Raw genomic sequence first — 20,693 nt, forward strand, 5'->3', positions numbered from 1 at the left:
GCGTCCTGCTAGCGGAGAGGGGCAAAAAGGGCAAGCCTTACCTGAAGGGCGGCTCGTCAAAACTGCGCAGCTTGCGGGAATGCAAGGCTTCCGCATCATCACGGCGCAAGATCTCCACCGTCTCGATACCCGCCATCAGGTGTTCGGACACCGAGCGCTGATAGAAGAGATTGGCCGCTCCGGGCAGTTTCAACTCGCCATGCAGCGGCTTGTCGGAGACGCAGAGCAGCGTTCCATACGGCACCCGAAGTCGAAATCCATTGGCCGCAATGGTGGCCGATTCCATATCCACAGCGATGGCCCGCGACTGGTTGATGCGCCGCGCTTCGGCGTGATAGCGCAGCTCCCAATTCCGGTCGGCATAGGTGGCAACGGTTCCTGTACGCAAACGGCGTTTCAGGTCTTCTCCGCGATCCCCCGTCACTTCACGGACCGCATCGGCGAGGGCGATCTGAATCTCGGCGATGGCCGGCACCGGAATTTCCAGCGGCAAATCGCGATCCAGCACGCGGTCATAGCGTAAGTAAGCGTGCGCCAGAACATAATCGCCCAGACGCTGGGAATGGCGCAGACCCCCGCAGTGACCGATCATCAACCAGCATTGCGGGCGCAAGACCGCCAGATGATCGGTAATGGTTTTCGCATTCGACGGGCCAACGCCGATATTGACCAGCGTAATCCCCCGCCCGCCCGGCGCTTTCAGGTGATAGGCCGGCATTTGAAAGCGCCGCCAAGGCGCGGCTTCTACGGCTGCGCGGGCATTGGGCGTCGAGGCATCGACCTCGACAAAACCCGCCGCCGAAAAGCTCCCATACTCATTGTCTTCCTTCAGCTGGCCGATCGCCCAGGCCACGAAGGCATCCACATAGCGATGATAATTGGTGAACAGGATAAATTGCTGGAAATCCTCATGCGGACTGCCGGTATAATGCTTTAGCCGCTGCAGCGAATAATCCACGCGCGGCGCATCAAACAGGGTCAGCGGCCGCGGCGCGCCCGGTTCCGGGCTGCGTTCGCCATTGGGCAGCGCATCATCAATATTGGCCAGATCCGCATAAGGGAAATTCCGCACCAGATCGGCGACCGAGGCCGCATCCAGATCCAGATCATCGGCCCCGTCCAGCACAGTGGAAAACGCGATCTCGGTTTCTGAGAGCCCGGTTTCAATGGTGATGTCGTAATCGGCCTGCAATAGGCCTAATTGCTCAATCAGGTAACCCTTAAACAATTCGGGTTGGGTGATCGACTGGGTGTAGAGGCCAGGTTCGGAAAACTTGCCGAAGGCCCGGCTGACCGGCGGCGGCGAGCCTTCCGGCTCATAGCGCACCCGCAATTCCGGATAGGAAAAGGCACCTGCCGCGCGCGCTTTCGGGTCTGGCGAAATCCCGTCATCCAGATAGGCCCGCAAAGCATTGCGAAGATTGTCGACTGAGGTTTGATGGAGGTCGGCTAGCCGCTGGGCGGCCTCCTCCGGTGTTTTGGCAATATCAAAGGTTTTCATGGCCAGCTAATGCCGGAAATGGTGCCGATGGGCAAGACGTTTGCCTACTCCGCCGGAAGTCCATTCGCCGATTTTTGCGTTTGCCACTTGTCGAAGTTGGACCAGACACCTTCATCGCCATGCCATTCGCCCTTGGTCGCGCCTTTGGAATATTCCGTCGCGCGCGCCTCGAAGAAATTGGCATGTTCCACCCCGTTGAGGATTTCCGTTAGCCAGGGCAGCGGGTGTTTGTCGACGCCATAGATCGGCTCCAACTTTAACTGTCTTAGACGCCAGTCAGCGATATAGCGGATATAGCGCTTGATATCGTCCGGCGTCATGCCTTCCACCTCACCGGCCTCGAAGGCCAGTTCAATGAACTTGTCTTCCAGCTTCACCGTGGTCTCACAGCACTCCGTGATTTTATCCTTCACCTGCTGGGTCAGCGCGCCGGTTTCTTCGGCAAAGGTGTGGAACATTTTCATCATGCCTTCGCAGTGCAGCGATTCATCGCGCACCGACCAGGAAACGATCTGGCCCATCCCCTTCATCTTGTTGAAACGCGGGAAGTTCATCAGCATCGCAAAGGACGCAAACAGCTGCAGGCCTTCGGTGAAGCCGCCAAACACGGCCATGGAGGTAAGGATGTCCTCCTCCGACTCAACGCCGAACTGGCCGAGGAAGTCGTGTTTGGCCGCCATCTCCTGGTATTCCATGAAGGCCGAAAATTCTGAATCCGGCATGCCGATGGTTTCCAGGAGCAGCGCATAGGCTGCGATGTGAACCGTTTCCATATTGGAGAAGGACGCCAGCATCATGCGCACTTCAACTGGTTTGAAGAGCGGCATGTAGTTTTCCATGTAATTCGCACCGACCTCGACATCTGACTGGGTGAAGAAGCGGAAAATCTGCGTCAGCAGATTGCGTTCCTTGTCGGTCAGCTTGGTCGCCCAGTCCTTGCAGTCCTCGCCCAGCGGAACCTCTTCCGGCAGCCAATGGACCTGTTGCTGGGTTTTCCAGAATTCATACGCCCACGGATAGCGGAAGGGCTTGTAGGAATGGCTCGGCGTCAACAGGCCTGGCTTGGAAACATCTATGGACATGGACAACCCCGGAAAATCAGCATTTGCGACTCAAACAAAGGCGAACCGCAATAACTACATATTGGGGTTAATCGGGACTAAAGGTCCAGACCTTGTGTCCCCACTCTTCACAAGAAACTGCGCTTTTGTGGATAACTACCAGCGCCGGCTGAGAGAAAACGCGGCGAAATCATCAGCCGCATCATAATCATCAATGCCGATACGGGCGCTGCGTTCGCGCCGGACATAGGCAAAGGACAAATCATTATCGCCCAGCCGCATGGCCACACCGGCCTGGGCATCGCCCACGACGGCGTAGGGCTCCATCGTCATGGCGCCGCGCATATTCCAGCCTTGCGCCGGATCATACAAAAGCGCCCGGCGTTCAGCGCCAGCAAAGAAATACCAGGCCGGCCGTTCGGCATCTGCTTGCAAATAGCGGCCAATGCGCACTTCGGCACCGGCCCCGGCCCCGGACCCTTCCGGGCCAAAGCTGAGACCCGCGCGCGGTTCCAGCGAGAGATCCAGCCCGTCAGCGCCACCGGGCGCGTCAAACCGGGTCACATAATCCACCGCAACCGAGGACCGGGTCTCCATGCCCGGACGCACAATTGCCGAATCAATCCGCGAGTTTTCGTCAAACAGGCGATTGGCGCGGGTCAGAACACCCGGATCAGCGACCCGCACTTCAATGCGCGAATATTCGTCCAGCTGGCTGATGCTGGTGGACGAAAAACTGAAGGCCGACAGAGACGCGTTGTCATCGCCGCGCTGATCCAGAACGCCGGACGCCACAAGCGAGGCATCCCGGTCATAGCTCAGCGTTGATTCGCTGTTCTCCGCGGATATGAAAGGCGCCAGGATCACCTGATCGACATCGAAGCGCACAGGCGTGTCAGCTTGCTGTGCCGCCAAGGGCGCAGCGAGCAAGGCCAGCATCAATGCGACCCCTCCTGCCTGTTTCAAGCGCGTACTCATCATGCACTCCAGTCTGCGCGTCCGTTCATTAACGTAGCATGAGCCTGTCATTCGCGAGTTAAAAAACGGCGGAAAGAGGGCATTCCTTCGCATCAGGGTTAACAAATTTCTGCCCCTGTTGTGTGAAACCCACATGCTGCAGCGCAGCAAAAAGGGCGACTCAATGGCCGCCCTTTCCCTAATCGATTTTTCCGATTCCTGAACGCTACTGGCAAGCCAGGCACTCCTCGTAATCGGTTTTTGCGGCAGCCGCCATGGACTTCTCGGCATCGGTTTTGTCTTCCGAACCCGCATAAGAGGCCCGCTGAACCGATTTCGACCGGCAATAATAGAGCGATTTCACGCCCTTCTCCCAGGCCGTCCAGTGCAGCATGTGCAAATCCCACTTATCGACATCGCCTGGCAGGAAGATGTTCAGGGACTGCGACTGGCACACATAGGGCGTGCGGTCGGCGGCATGTTCAATGACCCAACGCTGATCCAGCTCAAAAGCGGTCTTGAACAGATCCTTCTCATTCTGATCCAGGCAATCGAGATGCTGGACCGAGCCTTCATGCTCGAGAATGGAAGCCCAGACATCGTCTGTGTCCTGGCCTTTTTCCGCCAGAACCTTCTTCAATTGCGGATTCTTCACCGCGAAGGAACCGGACAAGGTCTTGTGGACATAGAAATTGGCCGGGATCGGCTCGATACCCGCTGATGTTCCGCCGCAAATGATCGAAATCGACGCCGTCGGCGCGATGGCCAGCTTGTGCGAGAACCGGGCTTTCACACCGGCTTCTTCCGCATCCGGGCAGGCGCCGCGTTCTTCCGCCAGCTTCACCGAGGCTTTGTCGGCTTCCTGACGGATATGCTTGAACATCTTCAGATTCCAGGACTTGGCCATCGGAGATTCAAACGGGGCATTCATTTTCTGCAGGAAGGAATGAAAGCCCATCAGCCCCAGACCGACCGACCGTTCCCGCATGGCCGAATAGGTGGCCCGGTCCATTTCCGTGGGCGCGCGGTCGATGAAGTCATCCAGAACATTATCGAGGAAACGGAAAATATCCTCGATGAAGCGCGGATCATCCTTCCATTCCAGATACTTTTCAGCATTCAGCGAAGACAGACAGCACACGGCTGTGCGCTCGCGGCCATGCTTGTCGACACCGGTCGGTAACATGATCTCGGCGCACAAATTTGACTGGCGCACCTTCAGGTTTTGTTTCTTCTGATGCGCAGGCAGGGCCCGGTTCACCGTGTCGGAGAAGACGATGTAGGGCTCACCGGTTTGCAGGCGCAGATCCAGAATTTTCTGCCAGATCTTGCGGGCCGATACCGAGCGCACAACATCGCCGGTCCGCGGTGACTTCAGCTCGTACTCGTCATCATTCTTCACCGCTTCCATGAACGCATCGGTGACATTGAGGCCGTGATGGAGGTTCAAACTCTTGCGGTTGAAATCACCGGACGGTTTGCGGATTTCAAGGAACTCCTCGATCTCCGGATGATGGACATCCAGATAGACCGCCGCAGACCCGCGCCGCAATGACCCCTGAGAGATCGCCAGCGTCAGCGAATCCATGACCCGGATGAAGGGAATAATGCCTGAGGTCTGACCATTCTGGCCAATTTTTTCACCAATGGACCGGACCTCACCCCAATAGGTGCCGATACCGCCGCCATTCGAGGCCAGCCAGACATTCTCATTCCAGGTGCCGACAATGTCGTTGAGTGAATCGCCGACCGTATTCAGGAAACAGGAAATGGGCAGGCCCCGCGTTGCTCCCCCATTGGAGAGCACAGGCGTCGCCGGCATGAACCACAGATTCGAGATGTAATCATAAAGGCGCTGGGCGTGATCGCTGTCATCGGCGTAGGCCTTCGCAACGCGCGCGAACATGTCCTGATAAGACTCACCCGGTAGCAAATACCGGTCGACCAAAGTCTTCTTGCCAAAGTCCGTCAACAGATCATCGCGCGACGGATCCGTCACCACGGATTTGACCAGTTTCAGGTCTGGTTTCGGCGCGCGCGGCTTGCCCGGACGCACAGTCTCTTTCGTCGGGCTGGCAGTCTCTGTTTTGCTCAAAGCGGCAGCGTCATAAGGCGTCATTTTTAACTCGTCTCCCCCAGGACATCAGAGCGCAGCTATCCTGTTGCGCGGAACACGTGCGTTCGCGCCGCCCCTTAATTCATCCCATGATGGTGTGTCTGCTGTTCCAACCGACGCAACATATAGTGCTCAAACCCGACGTGCGGGTCAACACGGATAATGGTCCGAAACCGGATTTTTTGGTTAACGAACAGCTAATGCCCTGTGGTGACTGGCAAACTCCAGTAACTCTTTTTTCAGTGGGGTTATTCCGCCCCCTGAAAGGTCAAAGACTTAGCAATTCCGGATCGCCGCCCTGAGCCGAAACGTTAACGGTGATTGTCCGCTCTGCGGCGAATCTGGTCAGGTAATTCGGCCCGCCGGCTTTCGGTCCGGTACCCGAAAGCCCCTCGCCTCCGAAAGGCTGCACGCCCACCACAGCCCCGATAATATTGCGGTTAATATAGACATTGCCCACCGGCACAGCGTCCATGATGTCCTCATGAAACTTGCCCAGCCGCGAATGAATGCCCAGCGTCAGCCCATAGCCCTTGGCGGCCAGCTGGGCCGCCAGCTTGCCGACATCCTTGCGCTTGTAGCGCATGACGTGGAGAATCGGTCCGAACACTTCACGCTCGATCAAATCGAGCGAATCAATCTCGACCAGAGCCGGGCGGAAGAAGAACCCATCATCAAAATCCGGATCAGATTCCGCCTGGTTCAGAACTTTCGCATTCACCCGCATGCGCGTCATGTGCTGATCGAGAATGCCTTTGGCTTCTTCATCGATCACCGGTCCGACATCGGTAAAGGGATCCGCCGGGTCTCCCACGGCCAGCGCATCCATCGCGCCGATCAAACCATCAATGAAATGATCCGCCGTTTCTTCCGGCAGGAATAACAGACGCAAAGCCGAACATCGCTGACCGGCGGAAGAAAAAGCCGAGATCACCGCGTCATCGATCACCTGTTCGCGCAAGGCCGAAGTGTCCACGAACATGCCATTCAGACCTCCGGTTTCCGCGATGAAAGGCACGATCGGCCCCTCTTTCTCCGAAAGCGCCCGGTTGATAATCCGCGCCACCTCCGTGGAACCGGTAAAACAGACACCGGACGTCCGCGGATCATTGACCAGCGCGGCCCCGGCCATCCCGTCACCGGTAATCAGATGCAGCACGTCTTTGGGCAGGCCGGACTTCTGGAACAGTTTCACGGCCTCCACAGCAATCAACGGGGTCTGTTCTGCCGGCTTGGCCAGAACCGTATTCCCGGCCGCCAGGGCTGCCGCCAGTTGACCCGTGAAGATCGCCAGCGGGAAATTCCACGGACTGATGCAAACAAATGTACCGCGCCCGCGAAGTTCGAGATGATTTGTCTCGCCGGCCGGGCCGGGCAGGCGCTCGGGCCCGGCAAAGCGCTTTTCAGCCTCTGCAGCGTAATAGCGGCAGAAATCGACCGCCTCGCGAACTTCCGCGACGCCGTCCAGCAGCGTCTTGCCGCCCTCACGCGCCATAATCGCGATCAGCCGGTCCATATCCGCTTCCAGCGCATCACCCATGGCGCGCAGAATTTTCCCGCGCTTGGCTCCGCCCAACTCGTCCCAGTCGCGAAAAGCCGCCCGCGCCGCTTCAAAAGCGGTGTCGATCTGCTCGTCATTTGCCGTACTGACTTTCGCGATGACGACGTGCTGATTGACCGGGCTGGCCTCATTAAAGGCGTCCGTCTTGATCAGCTTGCCTGAAATCAGCGGCCCCGCAGACAGGGGCATCTGCTTGTTAAACTCGGCCTGGGCATTCGCCAGACGCTCGCGTACGGCGACCTGGCTAAGATCGACCCCGGCGGAATTGGCGCGGCTTTCTCCGAAAAGATCCACCGGCAGCGGAATTTTCGGGTGACGGTCAATCGTATCCGCCCCTTCAAAAGGACCGGACGCGACATTTTCAGCTGGCACATCCTTATCGAGGAAGGAATGCACGAAAGACGTGTTCGCCCCGTTTTCCAGCAAGCGCCGCACCAGATAGGGCAGCAGGTCTTCATGCTCGCCGACCGGCGCGTAAATCCGCACGGCGCGCTTTCCGAAGGCGGCATCGGCCGCGGCGTAAAGCGGCGCGCCCATGCCGTGCAGGCGCTGGAATTCATAACTGTCCACGCCCGCCTTCTCGGCCAGCCGGCGCACGGCGCACAGCGTAAAGGCATTGTGCGTCGCAAACTGGCTGTAGATCGCGTCCGGCGCGGTCAGCATTTTTCTCGCGCAAGCGAGATAATGCAGGTCCGTCGCGGGCTTGGTCGTCCAGACCGGGAAGTCCGGCCAGCCAAACTGATGTCCGAATTTGATCTCGGTGTCCCAATACGCGCCCTTCACCAGCCGGACGAGGAATTTGCGGCCTGTTTCGCGGCCCAGCGTGATCAGGTTTTCAATCACCGCTTCACAGCGTTTCTGATAGGCTTGGATCGCAAGTCCCAACCCGTTCCAACCCGCCAGAGAGGGCTCACGCGCCAGGCGTTCGAAAATTTTCAGGGAAATGACCAGACGGTCGGATTCCTCGGCATCCAGGCAAAGACCGATATCCGCCGCCTTGGCTGCTTCGGCCTGTTCCAGAACCAGCGGGTAAAGCTCTTCAAAGACCAGCGATTCCTTGATCGCCAGATAGCGCGGATGCAGCGCCGATAGTTTTACCGAAATGCCGTCGACCGATTCAATCGGACCCTCGCTGCGCTGGGCACCGACCTCTGCGATCGCATCAAGGTAGCGATTGTGATAGCGCTCCGCGTCCTTATAGGTCCGCGCGCCTTCGCCCAGCATATCGAAGGAGTGCAGCGCCCCTTCGGTTTTGTGCCCGCGCTTGATGGCAGACTTGATCGTGCGGCCCAGCACGAATTGCTCGCCCATGATTTTCATGGCCTGCATGGTCGCGGCGCGAATCACCGGCTCACCCATTTTCTGGGTCAGGCGTTTCATATAGACGCCGGGATTGCGCTTGGCTTCGCGGTCCACATCCATCAAGGAACCGGTCAGCATCAGCCCCAGCGTAGAGGCATTGACCAGCCAGTGATCGGATTTGCCGATATGGCCGCCCCATTCCCCGGAACTGATCCGCTCAGCGATCAAATCATCCACGGTTTCAGAATCCGGCACCCGCAGCAGGGCTTCAGCCAGACACATCAAGGCCAGCCCTTCCTTGTTGGAGAGGCCGAACTCCTGCAGGAAGCTTTCCATCAGGCCAGCATTTTTTGTCGAGGCGCGCGCGCGCTCCACCAGATCAATGGCCTCTTTACGGGTGGCCTCGCGATCGGCATCATCAAATCCGATTTTGCCAGTCAGGGCTTTGGCGGCTGCGGATTCATCAGCAAATTTTAATTTGTCGATGCCGTCCCAATCGATACGGATCGCGGCGGTATCAGGCATGCGTTTGCTCCAGTGAAGCTGAAAAGGTGGCGTGGTTTGATCATGCCCTAATCGCGCTGGCAAGGGGCTGAAACGTCGCTTCGCCCTGTGCGCGTTTTGCGTTAAGGAAACGCCCATGACGGATATAGATGACGATATCGATCTCGACGAGGCGGATGACGCCGAATTCGGCGACAAGCCCAAACGTATCATGCTGGTGACTGACGCCTGGGAACCCCAGGTCAACGGTGTGGTCCGCACGCTGACCCGCACAGTCGAGGAATGCCGCGCCATGGGCCATGAGGTGGAGGTCATTCATCCCGGCCTGGGCTATAAAACCATGCCGCTGCCGACTTATCCGGAGATCCAGCTCGCGTTTGGCGCCCGCAAGGATATCGAGCGCCGCTTCAAGGATTTTGAGCCCGAAGCCATCCATATCTCCACCGAAGGCCCGCTGGGTCAGGCGGCCCGTGCGGTCTGCCTGAAATGGAAGCTGCCCTTCACGACCAGCTATCACACCAAGTTTCCCGAATATGTGAATGCGCGCTTTCCGTTTATCCCGCTCTCGGCGGGCTATGCCTTCATGCGCCGTTTCCATAATTCCGGTGGCCGCTTGATGGTGGCGACGCCCTCCATGCGCGATGATCTCGCTGAACGCGGCTTTAAAAACATCACGCCCTGGGCGCGCGGTGTGGATACCGAGCTCTTCCACCCCAATAAGCGCGGCATTGATGGCGGGGTTTATCCTGGCATTGAAGGTCCAATCTGGGTCTATGTCGGCCGTGTGGCAGTTGAAAAGAACATCGAGGCTTTCCTCGAATGTGACCTACCCGGCACCAAAATCGTCATCGGACCGGGTCCGCAACTGGATCAATTGCGCAAGCAATATCCTGAGATCCAATTCCTCGGGCCCAAATATGGTGACGAGCTGGCGCAGTACTTTGCCGATGCGGATGTCTTCGTCTTCCCCAGCCTGACCGACACCTTCGGCCTGGTGATCCTGGAATCCATGGCAACCGGCACGCCGGTCGCGGCTTTTCCTGCCCCGGGCCCGAAAGATCTGATCCCCGGCACCGGCGCGGGCGCGGTGTCCGAGGATTTGCGCGAAGCCTGTCTGGAAGCGCTGAAAATGGATCGCGACCGTTGCCGCGAATATGCGGAAGACTTTTCCTGGAAATCCTGCGCAGAGGAATTCGTGCAGAATCTAAAGCCGCAGCCAAAGCCGGAGGGCCGAAAATTCTGGCGCCGCCTGCGCCGGCTGGGTCGCAAGGAACGCAAACCGCTTTTTTAGAGTGAGGCGACGAGAGGCCGCATTGTTTCGCCAAGATCCGGCGAAATACTGCGGCTATGAGCCAATCGCGTCTTCTCACCCAGACCAGCATATCCGCCGGCCCGGCCTACGGTTTATTTGTTCTGCATTGCACGGGTGGCGTTGCACTCGTCAGCACCATGGTATCGGGATTCAATGTTGGCGTCGGATTCTTTTTGGGTGCTAGCTATCTGATCACCACCGCCATTTGCGGGCTGGTCGTTTTCCTTCCCGTGCTTTTGTTCTGGAAAGGCCGGACGCAACGCTTTTCCCTGGCCTTCGGGTCTGCCGGATTGCTTGCCGGCTTCATTCCAAGCATTCTAGTCTTTGCGCCGACGGCCATGATGGGCGGCGGCGGTTTTGCGGCCGGCGTGCTCGGCTCCCTGCCCTTTGCGCTCCTCAATGGCGCCATCGGCCTGTTTGCCGGATTGATGTCACGATACTGGTTGCGCAAACGCCTGCGCGACAGCCTGCATGACAGCGCCGCGCTCGCGGATATCTATGCCTAATACCCGTTCGGGGCTTCGGTCATCACCGCCATCGTATTTACCCGCTCGACCAGTTCCGCGCGGCGGGCTTCCGGCAGCGGGATGAGGCCGCGATCGGTAAGATAGCCAAACTCGCCCCAGGCATCATCAGACGAAAATTCCTGCAAATATTCCTGAATGCCCGGCACCACGCCGACATGCTGGGCCTTGGCGTAGACATACATGGAGCGCGAAATCGGATATTCGCCAGAGGCAATATTGCCAAACGTCGGCGCGACACCATCGACGCGCGCGGCATTAATCCGGTCGCCATTCTGCGCCAGGAAGGAATAGCCAAAGACGCCATAGGCGGTGGGTGTGTTGACCAGCGTCTGGACGATGGAATTATCATTCTCACCGGCATCGACCCAACCCCCGTCCTCGCGGATGCGCGCCATAGCCTCTTCAGGAATTTCACAACCGGTTTCCGCTGAAATCTCTTCTGCTCCCGCTTCCAGTCCCAACTCAACAAAGGCATCCCTTGTGCCCGATGTCGGCGGCGGACCAAAGACCTCGATCCGCAGCTCCGGCAAGGACGCCTCGATCTCCGACCAGCTTTCATAGGGGTTCGGCACCATATTGCAGACAGCATCCGGCACAGAATAGGCCAGCGCCAGCCAGAGCTGGCCGCGGGAAATATCCAGCTCCGGACCAACGGACGTATTCGCCATCACTATGCCGTCAAAGCCGATCGGCAGTTCGACGATCTCGCGCACGCCATTGGCCTGGCACATCTCGTACTCCGAGGCGAACATGCGGCGCGACGCCCCGGTGACATCCGGTGTTGTCAATCCGACCGCCGAGCAAAAGAGCTGAAATCCGCTGCCCGTGCCTGTGGCCTCGACGACTGGCGTGCGAAAATTGGTCCGCGCCCCGAAGCTTTCCGCCACCGCCGTTGTGAAGGGAAAGACCGTCGAAGATCCCACCACGCGCACGACGTTCCGGGGCCCGGAAAGATCAGAGCACGCAGCAAGGATAAAGGCTGCCGAAACAGCCAGCAGGGCAGAACGCTTCATCGAGATCCTCTTGGACGGCGAATTCGTCGAGCGTCTATACCAGCCGCTTACGCAAGACTTGTGACAGCATGTCGACCAGCGTCACCGCGATGATGATGATGCCGATAATGACCGCCGTCTTGCCGTATTCGAACGAGCGGATGTTCTCGATCAGGACCTGACCGATACCGCCCGCGCCGATGAGGCCCAGAATGGTCGCCGAGCGCGTATTCGATTCAAACCGGTAAAGCGCATAGGAGGCCCACAGCGGAATGACCTGCGGCACCACCGCCCAGGTCACTTCGTTCATTGGACCCGCCCCGGTGGCGCGCACGCCTTCAACCGGGCCTTCATCGATGGATTCCACCGCTTCGGAGAACAGCTTGCCGAGCACGCCGGCGGTATGGAAGGCCAGCGCCAGCACACCGGCAAACGGGCCAAGACCCACTGCGGCCACGAAGACGGCCGCAACGACCAACTCGTTAATCGCGCGCAGGCCATCCATCAAAATCCGTACCGGACGCCGAATCCAGAAGGGCGCAATATTGGACGCGCCCAGCAGGCCCAGGGGGATGGCAAGAATAATCGCCACGAACGTGCCCCAGAGGGCGATCTGGATGGTGACGACAATCTGTTCGAGATAGTTCTGCCATTCCGAGAAATCAGGCCGGGCAAAGCCGGCAAGATATTCGCCCATCCGGTCGGCATTTGCGCCCAGCAGCGGAAATTTGAAGACTTCGGCAGGCCAGAAACTCCACACCAACAGCCCCATCATGCCGCCCCAGATCAGCGCATCGATCAGCCGATCTGTCGGCAGACGTTCTGGTGCATATTGCGGCGGGCGGCTGGCAAAGAAGAAAAGTCCGAACACGGCCAGCCCGACAACCAGGCCAACCATCGCCCGTGCCAATGCCGGGTTTTCATCGTTATCGCCCCGTGCCGCAGCTTGAACGGATTGCGGCGGCGGCGTGCCCTGATCGCGCAGGAAGGTGTCGACCAGATCGCTCACCGCGTCCTGATTGCTTTCCGGATCGGCCAGCATCTCCACGCGCGCCGACTCGATCTGCAGCGAGACTTGCTGGGTTGCGATTTCGCGTTCCTGAAGCGCCACATCCGCCAGCTCGGCTTCTACGGATGCTAACTCCTCGCGCAGCTCGGTCAGCTGTTCCTCGCGCAAAACTTCATTGAGTGCCGGGTCGGCCTCAACGGTCGCAATCGCGGACAAGGCTTGTGCTTGCCGGTCGATCAGTTCCAAACGCCGGATGGGAAGAAAGTGATCATTTGTAGCCGGCAGGAAGCCACCCATTTCCAGCTCACGCAGAATGCCTTGTTCGCGCGCGCGCTGTTCGGCATCGCCGCGCCAGCCATATGTGAGGAAAAACTCCTGGATCCGCGCGCGCACTTCGGCAGGCAAGTCCGTGCGCCACATGATCGGATCCGTCTGGATCAGCGGCGAGCGCCAGATAATGCGCACATCTTCCAGCACGTCCGGACGCGTCCGCTCAAGACGCTCGATATTCGTGGTGTTGTTGGTGGCCGCATCCAGCTGTTCGTTCGCCACGGTCAGCAGGTTGGATTCATGGCTGGCACGCGTGACCTGATTGAAACAGGCTTGCGGATCTATCCCGCGCGGCGAGAAAATATACGCATTCGGCACCAGCGTACCGGAGGTCGACAACGGATCGCCAAAACCGAAATTCACGGTCCCGTCGCAGACCAGTAAGTCCTCAATCGTCTGCAAGGGGCTGTTGGACGGAACAATGACAATCGAGCGATAGCCCAGCTGTCCATCGGGGTAGATAAACTTCGCAAAGACTTCCGCATTGGCGCGCCGGGCCGCTTCCAGACCCGACCGGTTTGTCAGCCAGGCCAGTTGCACCTGACCGGCGCGCATGGCTTCGACCACGCCCGTATAGTCACCGGCAGACCGCAGGATGACCTCATAGCCGGTATCGCGGGACATATCCTCGACAAAGGGTTCCCACAAGGCGAGCACATTTTCTGATTGTTCGGTCGCCACGACGCCAAAGACGATGGACACATCATCATCCTGCGCCGGAGCCGCAGCGGCCAGCCCGAGAAAGGCCAGCAGAGTCAGGAGCCGGGCCATCATGCGCTCACTCCTTCATCATCCATGACATCGGAATATTCATCGCCATAAATCTCGATCAGGTGATCCCGGTCGAGGCCCTCAATCGGCCCATCATAGATCACCTCGCCATTCTTCAACGCGACGGCGCGCTGGCAGTATTTCAGCGCGTAATCGACCTGGTGGAGCGTGACCACGACCGTAATTTTGTCCTCACGGTTCAGCTCGGCCAGCAGGCGCATCACATTGCGCGCTGAAACCGGGTCCAGCGAGGCAATCGGCTCGTCCGCGAAAATCGCCTCGGCACCCTGCACCATGGCGCGGGCAATGGCGCCACGCTGTTGCTGACCGCCGGACAGGTTGGCCGCGCGATTGCCGGCATATTGCGCGATGCCGACACGCTCGAGCGATTCCATCGCCTTTTTGCGGTCTGCCGTGGAATAGCGTCCCAGAACACCTTTCCAGCTGGGCATGCGGCCCAGCGCGCCTATCAAGACATTGGAATAAAGGCTGATCCGCTTGACCAGATTGAACTGCTGGAAAATGAAGCCGACCTTGGCGCGCGCCTTGCGGACACCGCTGGAGAGCTTGCCTTTCTGCTGGACCAGGTCGCCGAAAATCCGCACCGGACCCGAACTGGGATCCGCCACCTGCAATCCAGCGCCGACGCGCAGCAGGGTCGATTTGCCGGATCCGGACGGGCCGATCAGCGCGACCATCTCGCCGCGTTCGACGGTCAGGGACACATTCTTCAAAGCTTCGGTGGTGCCGAAGGTCATATTGGTGTTTTCGGCGGTCAGGGCCGGGGCCGTTTCAGACATGGATCAACCTGGCTTTACGGATAGGATGGAAGTGTCTTTGCGGGATGGATGCGACAGTTTTGTGAAACCGCGCTCAGTGGCCTGCAGATTCCGGTTGGCAAGAAATGAGGCCGACGAGCGGGCGGACAATCTGCGTGCCATCCGACTGCGCGATTCGCAAGAGCGCGCGGGAGATGACAGCCTCGCCGTCGCGAAGGCCGGAAATTTCGCCCTCCAGGCGGATCGTGCCGGTTGCAAATCCGTATTCCCGCCGGATCCGGTCGCCGGGACGATAGGCAAAGGGCCGTGCTCCGGTATTCAATTCATCGACACCGCTTCCCGTCCAGTAGCGCGCCAGACCCCGGCTTTCGTTTTCAAACAGACGCAAGGCGTTCGGTTCGGCCCGGTCCCAGAAAAACGCGCCGCATTCGCCAGGCAATAATTCCTGAGGCGGCAATCCCGCAGCAATGCCGTCAACCGGCACGGCCTCATCCTGAACCGCACGCTGAGCAATCGCGGCGACGGATGAGCCCGGCGCTTCGGTGATCCCCTCGTCCTGGCTGGCGCAGGCCGGCAGAAAACCCGTGATTGCGATACCCACCCAAATCAACAACCCGGTTCGAATTCCCGCCATCACAACTGACCTTCCCCGCGTGCCCGCCAAACTTCGCCATCTTGCACGAAGCCGAGCGAAGAAAAAACCGCGGTCAGGCTGGCATCCTGAATGTCTGCCTCCGCCTGCCAGCGCCACAGGCCGGATGGGGCCAGCGAAACCAGAATGGTCAAATCAAAAGCGTCGCTGTCTCCGGAGAGCGCAGCCTCCAGCACACCATGATTGCAGCTCAGCGGCCCGGACAGCATCGGCGCGGCCACACCATAATGGCCCGCCAGCCCGATCAGCGCCGAGGTGCGAACCTCGCCGTCCACCTCTTGGCACCCGGCTTCATTCATGGACAGATGCGCGATGTTGAAGCTGACCGTTTCTTCGGGGCTGATCGCGGGCAGGGTCAATCCCAGCCCACCAAGGGAAGTCGTCAAACGCGCCGACTCAACACCACTGGTGCCAAATCCGGCGAAGACTTGTCCCTCTCCGCGTGCATTGACGTCGGACACGGTCCAGTCAAACACGGCCTTGCCGGTCAGCAGGGAAACAGGCCGCAAACCCAGATCGATCCGTTCAAAGGCCGCCGGACCAAAGCGCGCGCCATAAACCCGGCCATACCAGATCTGACCGTAGGTCGTCGCGGAAGGTCCGAACGCATTGCCGGACAGGGTGTGCGCAAAGGAGAGCGGCATCAGCGCAATCAAGCCAATGATCACAAAGACCACACCAATCAGACCAAGGCGGAGAAGACTCATCCGCCACTCCGTTCCAGCACGATCTGAGCGCTTGCGAGGCCCGGACCTTCGCGGTCAATGGTTGCACGGATCGCGACAATCGCATGCCGCCGTTCCAGATCGGCCAGCCACTCCATCAGCCGGGCAGCATCTGCACTTTCCGTCCAGACATTCAATCGGCCTTCATCATCCGGCACCATGCGGGACAAGGGCAAATTCATCGCAGCAGCACGTTCAGACACAATCGTCCGCAAAGGACGGTCATCGGCGGCGGCGCGCGTTTCCTCAGAGATTTCCAAAGCCTGATAGCGGGCGACGCCAACACTCAGTTCGCGATAGCGCTCCACGCTGTCGACATAGGCGGAGCGAGCTTCGGTACGGAAACTTATCAGCGGCGACGCCACGCCATACCAGGCGATCAAGCCCATCAGGATTACCGCCAACCCGCCCAGCAGGTATTGCTCGCGCGCGCTGCGTTCTGCCCAGGCAGCACGGAGGGGCTCGAATAACGCGCTCATGACAGCCTCACCGCAAATTCACCGGAGAGCACACCGCCGGCCTGCCGCACACCGCCATCTTCCAGCACCACGCCCAGCTCCGCGGCCGCCTGATTGAGCGCTTCAAAATCGCCGAAATCTCCATAGCGGGCAGACACATTCAGCACATTCAGCGCCCGATCATAGCGCAGCGATTGCACCTCGACGCTGTCTACCTGCCGGGTCAGCTCCGCGACCGCCGTCGCCAGCACGAGAAAATCCGACCCGCCGGTTCCGCCCGCTGCCGCGATCTGTTGGCGCAATTGCGCTTCCGGATTGACCACACGCAAATCGGGAAATGTTTCGGCGAACAGCGCTGTACCCGCGTCATCAATCGCGTCGCGTTGCAGATTATAATAAATGCCCTCGCCCGCCATCACGATACCGGACAGGATCAGCGCGATACACGCAATCACCGCCGTGCGCCGGAAGGGCAGGAACGCCGCGAGCCAGTTCGACGACGTTGATGCGGTGCCTGCGAAAGTCGGCAATCGGTCCAGCAATGGGTCGGGCAGGGTCGTGACTTTCACCGGCAAATCATAAGCCGCGAACCGGCGGGGCTGCGGCGTGGGCACACCGACAATCTCTGTCCAGTCGATATTGTCAGACACCGCCAGCGTCTCCGGCTTTTCAAGCCCCAGGGCCGCCGGCAAGGTCTCGGCCAGCAGATCATTTTCGACCCGCAGGATCGGTTGGTCCGCCTGGGGCCGGCACAAGACCAGATCGCTCTGATCGCCAAAGACGATCAAATCTTCCGCTTCATCTATCGCCGCAAATCCATCCGGTACAAACCAGGTTTTGCGCACGCCGAGCTCATTTCCCAGCGCCGACCAGGTTTCGGCGAGGTCCGCACGCACCGCATAGACCCAGCGCTTGCTGTCGGGATCGGCCGAGCCGACCACAACGCGCGTGTCTTCCACCGGCGCGGCCAGCTCATCCTCGATCAGGAAAGGCGCAGCCTGGGCCGCTTCACGCGCCGAGCGCGCCGCCAGCGTGACTTTGGAAACGTAAACATCGCTGCCGGGCAGGACGATAAACAGCCGGTCAATCGGAGTTTCAAATTCCGGTGTTGCCCCCTCGCCTGAGCGTTTCCGGCGCGCATTCTCGACCAGCACCCATTGGGGGGTGATGTCCGGATCAGCGGACGCGCGGATGACAAGATCGCGGCTCACGAAAACACCCCGAAGCGTTGGTGATGGCGGATTAGCCGCTGACCGCCCTGCAGTTCAACCGACTCGGTCAGGCGATAACGCATTTCGCCTTGCTGCACCTCAACGAAAATCTCGAAATAGCTGGTGCGGAGGCCGACATGCGGACGGTGTTCAAATTCCAGTTCCAGCGCCGCAAGGAGCGGGTCGCTCCAGAACAGTTCGACATCGTCAAAACCTATCGTCGGGCGGCGCGAAATGATCAGAGCCGCGTCAGAAACCGACAGGCGATTGTCCAGGAAGGCTGCCAGCAAAGCCGCCTGATCCGTGCGGAGTGTGTTCAGGTTCAAAGGCGGCTGGTCTACGCTCGGCAGTGCACAGACATGAGGGCGCAACACTTCATAGATCAGCCGGTTCATCGCCGGCAAAGCCAGCAATTCCTCGCGCTCGACAAACAGGCTATTGGCCGCACGATGTGGAATGGCGCGCTCGGCATAGTGCAGGTCTTCCGCCCCGCCCGGGCCGGGCTGGGTGTCGCTATCAATCCAGTCGACGGCTTGAGCGACGATCGCCTGCGCCTCACCGGAGGGAATGTTCAACGCGCGCATCAACGATTCGAAACGCTCAGCGGCAACATCATCTGCGATCACCACACCGGCGCTGACCTGAACCAGGCTGTTGAGATTAAAGCAGTTTTGCCCGTCGCGGACTTCACCGGAAAGGAAGCCATTCTCAATCTCGAAACTGCGCGCACCCTGCGCCCAGGCATCATTGGGCCGCATCGGCTCTCCCGGTTGCGGCAGCGATCGCACCAGAGCGCTTTCGGCAAAATCCCGCGCGCCCAGCGCATACCAATAGGCTTGATCTCGGTCCGCCAGATGGCCACTGCGCGCAATGCCGAAGGTCAGGGATTGCGACAGGCCCACCGCCACCGCCGCCACCACCGCCGTGATCAAGAGCGCGGTGATCAGCGCCGTGCCCTGTTTGTCAGACCACCGGCTCATGACGGGAACTCCGGCGTCAGCAGCAGGAATTCCAGCTCGCGCTCATCCTGAAGCCTGGCGGTCAGACGCACCGCACGCGGGAGTGGCCAGGTTTGACCCTCCGCCCGGCCTGAGGCCAAGGCTGTCACCCAGCTATTCCCGGCCAGGAACCCGGCCTCCAGCTCGTCCAGCCCTTCCAACAGAACAAATTCCTGAGCCGGGGTTTCCGCAAACCGGTCGGGATAGGCCCAGCTGCGCCGGATCAACAGGTCATCGGCGCGCACATACTCCACATATTGCAGCGTGCCCCGCGGGCTGAGATCGCCCGGATTGGGCCGCCCGGCGCGCGTAAACGCTACCAGCACGGTTTCACCCGACCGCGCCGTGGGGCTCGCCACGCCGCTGGTCGATCCGGCAAATCCCGGACCGCCGATGCGCCCGTCCAGCTGCCGCGGCGCGCGATTGACCAGCTGACCAAAATCCTCGCGCATCAGGATGCGCGCGCGATCGATCATCTCGGCGCGTTCACTGCTGGCCATATTAAGATCGCGCGCAGTCAGCGAGGTGTTCAACAGGCCGGTCGCAATCGCGCCGACAATCGCGAACAAAAACACCGAGACCAGAACCTCGATCAGGCTGAAACCGTTCCGATTATCTATGCTTTGGCCCATCAGCTCGCCCGCCGGAAGGTGAGGAGGGAATGGGTTCGGCCACTGGCTTCTTCAGTGATCAACAGCTCAACCCGCAACAGACCGGGATCGGGGGTCGGGATAACGCTCAGCGTCCAGTCATACGCCCGCCCGGCCAGTTGATACTCGCCACTATCGGCGGACAGACGCCGCCCGGATTGGTCTATCAACTCGGCATTGAGGACGTTTTCCGCCGCCAGCGCGGTCAGGCTGCGGCTTTCAATGATCTGTGCACCGCGCGTGGATTGCTGGGTTGCAGTCAGCAAGGCCATGCCGGAGATCGCCAGCACAGACAGCGCGACCAGCATCTCGATCAGAGTAAATCCTTCGCGGCTCGCCATCTCAACGCGCCTCTTCCAGACGAACGCCATCGCGCGTGCCGGTGAGAATGCGCCAGTGCGCGTCATTGGAGCGGATATAAAAACGGGCGAGATCATTCGCCCCGGTCGGATCAAACCAGTAATCCGGCACAATCAACTCGCCATCTTCATCTGTACGACGATCAGAGCCTGCCGCTTGCAGTGACACGCCGTCCGCAAAGCGGCGCTCGGGCAAGGCGCGTTGATCGGCCATCCGGCCCCAGGCGTCATTGCGGAAGTTGAGAAACTCATAGCCATCGCGGCGCACGCGCACGCCGATAATTTCGCCCGACGTCACGGCCAGCGTTTCCGCCCGCGCCAGATCGAGCTGCATCTGTTCAGCGGCTGCGCGTGCGGGATCAGGCGCCGGCCGCAGGGTGAGATAGACCACCCCGGTCATCAACGCGATGATTGCCAGAACGACGAGAATCTCGACCAGCGAGAACCCGGCGCGGCGGGAGGCAGGCGATGAGATCAACCCTGCCAGTTTCCAATGTCCGCATCGAGGCCTTCACCCCCGGCGCGGCCATCCTGGCCCAGCGTGAAAATGTCGAACTCGCCATTCTCGCCCGGATAGAGATATTGATACGGGTTGCCCCACGGGTCTTCCGGCAATCGGCGGATATAACCGTTCGAGGGAAAACGCGCGGCTTGTGCGGTGTCCGATGGGCCATTGACCAGAGCTTCCAGACCATCCTCGGTCGAGGGGTAGGACAGCATTTCCAGGCGATAAAGCTCGACCGCCTGTTCAAGCGTACGGATGTCGGCGGTGGCTTTTTCAACCATGGCGCGGTCCTGACTGGGCAGCACATTGATCACGACAATGGTGGCTAGCAGGCCGAGAATGACCAGCACGACCATCAACTCGAGCAACGAGAAGCCCGCCTTCTTCGATCGTTTTTGTGGCTTCGGTGTCAT

Annotated in this window: 19 protein-coding genes; 2 read left to right on the top strand and 17 right to left on the bottom strand. The window is 59.7% G+C overall.

What is annotated here, in order from left to right:
- Positions 1 to 37: 37 nt before the first annotated feature.
- The 5 genes from ACO079_RS07220 to putA form a co-directional block, all read right to left on the bottom strand.
- Positions 38 to 1,501 (bottom strand): AMP nucleosidase, encoded by a 1,464-nt coding sequence (locus ACO079_RS07220; protein WP_421792861.1) that lies wholly within the window; start codon positions 1,499 to 1,501, stop codon positions 38 to 40.
- Positions 1,502 to 1,545: 44 nt separating this feature from the next.
- On the bottom strand, positions 1,546 to 2,583 hold the full coding sequence (locus ACO079_RS07225) for a ribonucleotide-diphosphate reductase subunit beta (RefSeq protein ID WP_421792862.1): 1,038 nt from the start codon (positions 2,581 to 2,583) through the stop codon (positions 1,546 to 1,548).
- Positions 2,584 to 2,718: 135 nt separating this feature from the next.
- Entirely contained in the window at positions 2,719 to 3,540 is an 822-nt protein-coding gene (locus ACO079_RS07230) for a lipid A-modifier LpxR family protein (protein ID WP_421792863.1), read from the bottom strand.
- 205 nt (positions 3,541 to 3,745) lie between these two features.
- The gene (locus tag ACO079_RS07235; RefSeq protein ID WP_421792864.1) at positions 3,746 to 5,638 is read right to left on the bottom strand and encodes a ribonucleoside-diphosphate reductase subunit alpha; all 1,893 of its coding nucleotides are present in this window, start codon (positions 5,636 to 5,638) and stop codon (positions 3,746 to 3,748) included.
- A 265-nt stretch (positions 5,639 to 5,903) separates the two neighbouring features.
- Positions 5,904 to 9,023, bottom strand: coding sequence for a bifunctional proline dehydrogenase/L-glutamate gamma-semialdehyde dehydrogenase PutA (putA, locus tag ACO079_RS07240; RefSeq protein ID WP_421792865.1), 3,120 nt, complete (start codon positions 9,021 to 9,023; stop codon positions 5,904 to 5,906).
- A gap of 190 nt (positions 9,024 to 9,213) precedes the next feature.
- On the opposite strand from putA, the gene ACO079_RS07245 reads away from it, so the two are divergent.
- On the top strand, positions 9,214 to 10,293 hold the full coding sequence (locus tag ACO079_RS07245; protein WP_421792926.1) for a glycosyltransferase family 4 protein: 1,080 nt from the start codon (positions 9,214 to 9,216) through the stop codon (positions 10,291 to 10,293).
- Between the two features lie 56 nt (positions 10,294 to 10,349).
- On the top strand, positions 10,350 to 10,820 hold the full coding sequence (locus tag ACO079_RS07250; RefSeq protein ID WP_421792866.1) for a hypothetical protein: 471 nt from the start codon (positions 10,350 to 10,352) through the stop codon (positions 10,818 to 10,820).
- Here ACO079_RS07250 and ACO079_RS07255 read toward each other — a convergent pair.
- From ACO079_RS07255 to gspG, 12 genes are all read right to left on the bottom strand, one after another.
- A complete protein-coding gene (locus ACO079_RS07255) occupies positions 10,817 to 11,854 on the bottom strand; it encodes a substrate-binding domain-containing protein (protein WP_421792867.1) in 1,038 nt (345 codons plus the stop codon). The genes ACO079_RS07250 and ACO079_RS07255 overlap by 4 nt on opposite strands.
- Positions 11,855 to 11,888: 34 nt before the next feature.
- The gene (phnE, locus tag ACO079_RS07260; RefSeq protein WP_421792868.1) at positions 11,889 to 13,946 is read right to left on the bottom strand and encodes a phosphonate ABC transporter, permease protein PhnE; all 2,058 of its coding nucleotides are present in this window, start codon (positions 13,944 to 13,946) and stop codon (positions 11,889 to 11,891) included.
- Entirely contained in the window at positions 13,943 to 14,743 is an 801-nt protein-coding gene (gene phnC / locus ACO079_RS07265; protein WP_421792869.1) for a phosphonate ABC transporter ATP-binding protein, read from the bottom strand. Before phnC ends, phnE begins: the two co-directional genes overlap by 4 nt.
- A gap of 73 nt (positions 14,744 to 14,816) precedes the next feature.
- The gene (locus ACO079_RS07270; protein ID WP_421792870.1) at positions 14,817 to 15,356 is read right to left on the bottom strand and encodes a hypothetical protein; all 540 of its coding nucleotides are present in this window, start codon (positions 15,354 to 15,356) and stop codon (positions 14,817 to 14,819) included.
- Positions 15,356 to 16,081 (bottom strand): type II secretion system protein N, encoded by a 726-nt coding sequence (gene gspN, locus ACO079_RS07275; protein ID WP_421792871.1) that lies wholly within the window; start codon positions 16,079 to 16,081, stop codon positions 15,356 to 15,358. The genes ACO079_RS07270 and gspN overlap by 1 nt, the downstream gene beginning before the upstream one ends.
- Positions 16,078 to 16,578, bottom strand: coding sequence for a type II secretion system protein GspM (gspM, locus tag ACO079_RS07280; protein WP_421792872.1), 501 nt, complete (start codon positions 16,576 to 16,578; stop codon positions 16,078 to 16,080). The genes gspN and gspM overlap by 4 nt, the downstream gene beginning before the upstream one ends.
- Positions 16,575 to 17,768, bottom strand: a complete 1,194-nt coding sequence (gspL, locus tag ACO079_RS07285; RefSeq protein ID WP_421792873.1) for a type II secretion system protein GspL — start codon at positions 17,766 to 17,768, stop codon at positions 16,575 to 16,577. Before gspL ends, gspM begins: the two co-directional genes overlap by 4 nt.
- Positions 17,765 to 18,748, bottom strand: a complete 984-nt coding sequence (gene gspK / locus ACO079_RS07290) for a type II secretion system minor pseudopilin GspK (protein ID WP_421792874.1) — start codon at positions 18,746 to 18,748, stop codon at positions 17,765 to 17,767. The genes gspL and gspK overlap by 4 nt, the downstream gene beginning before the upstream one ends.
- Complete coding sequence (gene gspJ, locus ACO079_RS07295) at positions 18,745 to 19,398, bottom strand: type II secretion system minor pseudopilin GspJ (RefSeq protein ID WP_421792875.1); 654 nt, start codon at positions 19,396 to 19,398, stop codon at positions 18,745 to 18,747. The genes gspK and gspJ overlap by 4 nt, the downstream gene beginning before the upstream one ends.
- Positions 19,398 to 19,757, bottom strand: a complete 360-nt coding sequence (gene gspI / locus ACO079_RS07300; RefSeq protein WP_421792876.1) for a type II secretion system minor pseudopilin GspI — start codon at positions 19,755 to 19,757, stop codon at positions 19,398 to 19,400. Before gspI ends, gspJ begins: the two co-directional genes overlap by 1 nt.
- Position 19,758: 1 nt before the next feature.
- Positions 19,759 to 20,253, bottom strand: coding sequence for a pilus assembly FimT family protein (locus ACO079_RS07305; RefSeq protein ID WP_421792877.1), 495 nt, complete (start codon positions 20,251 to 20,253; stop codon positions 19,759 to 19,761).
- Entirely contained in the window at positions 20,250 to 20,693 is a 444-nt protein-coding gene (gspG, locus tag ACO079_RS07310; RefSeq protein WP_421792878.1) for a type II secretion system major pseudopilin GspG, read from the bottom strand. The genes ACO079_RS07305 and gspG overlap by 4 nt, the downstream gene beginning before the upstream one ends.

This window comes from Hyphobacterium sp. (assembly GCF_965228115.1).
Classification (GTDB): Bacteria; Pseudomonadota; Alphaproteobacteria; order Caulobacterales; family Maricaulaceae; genus Hyphobacterium.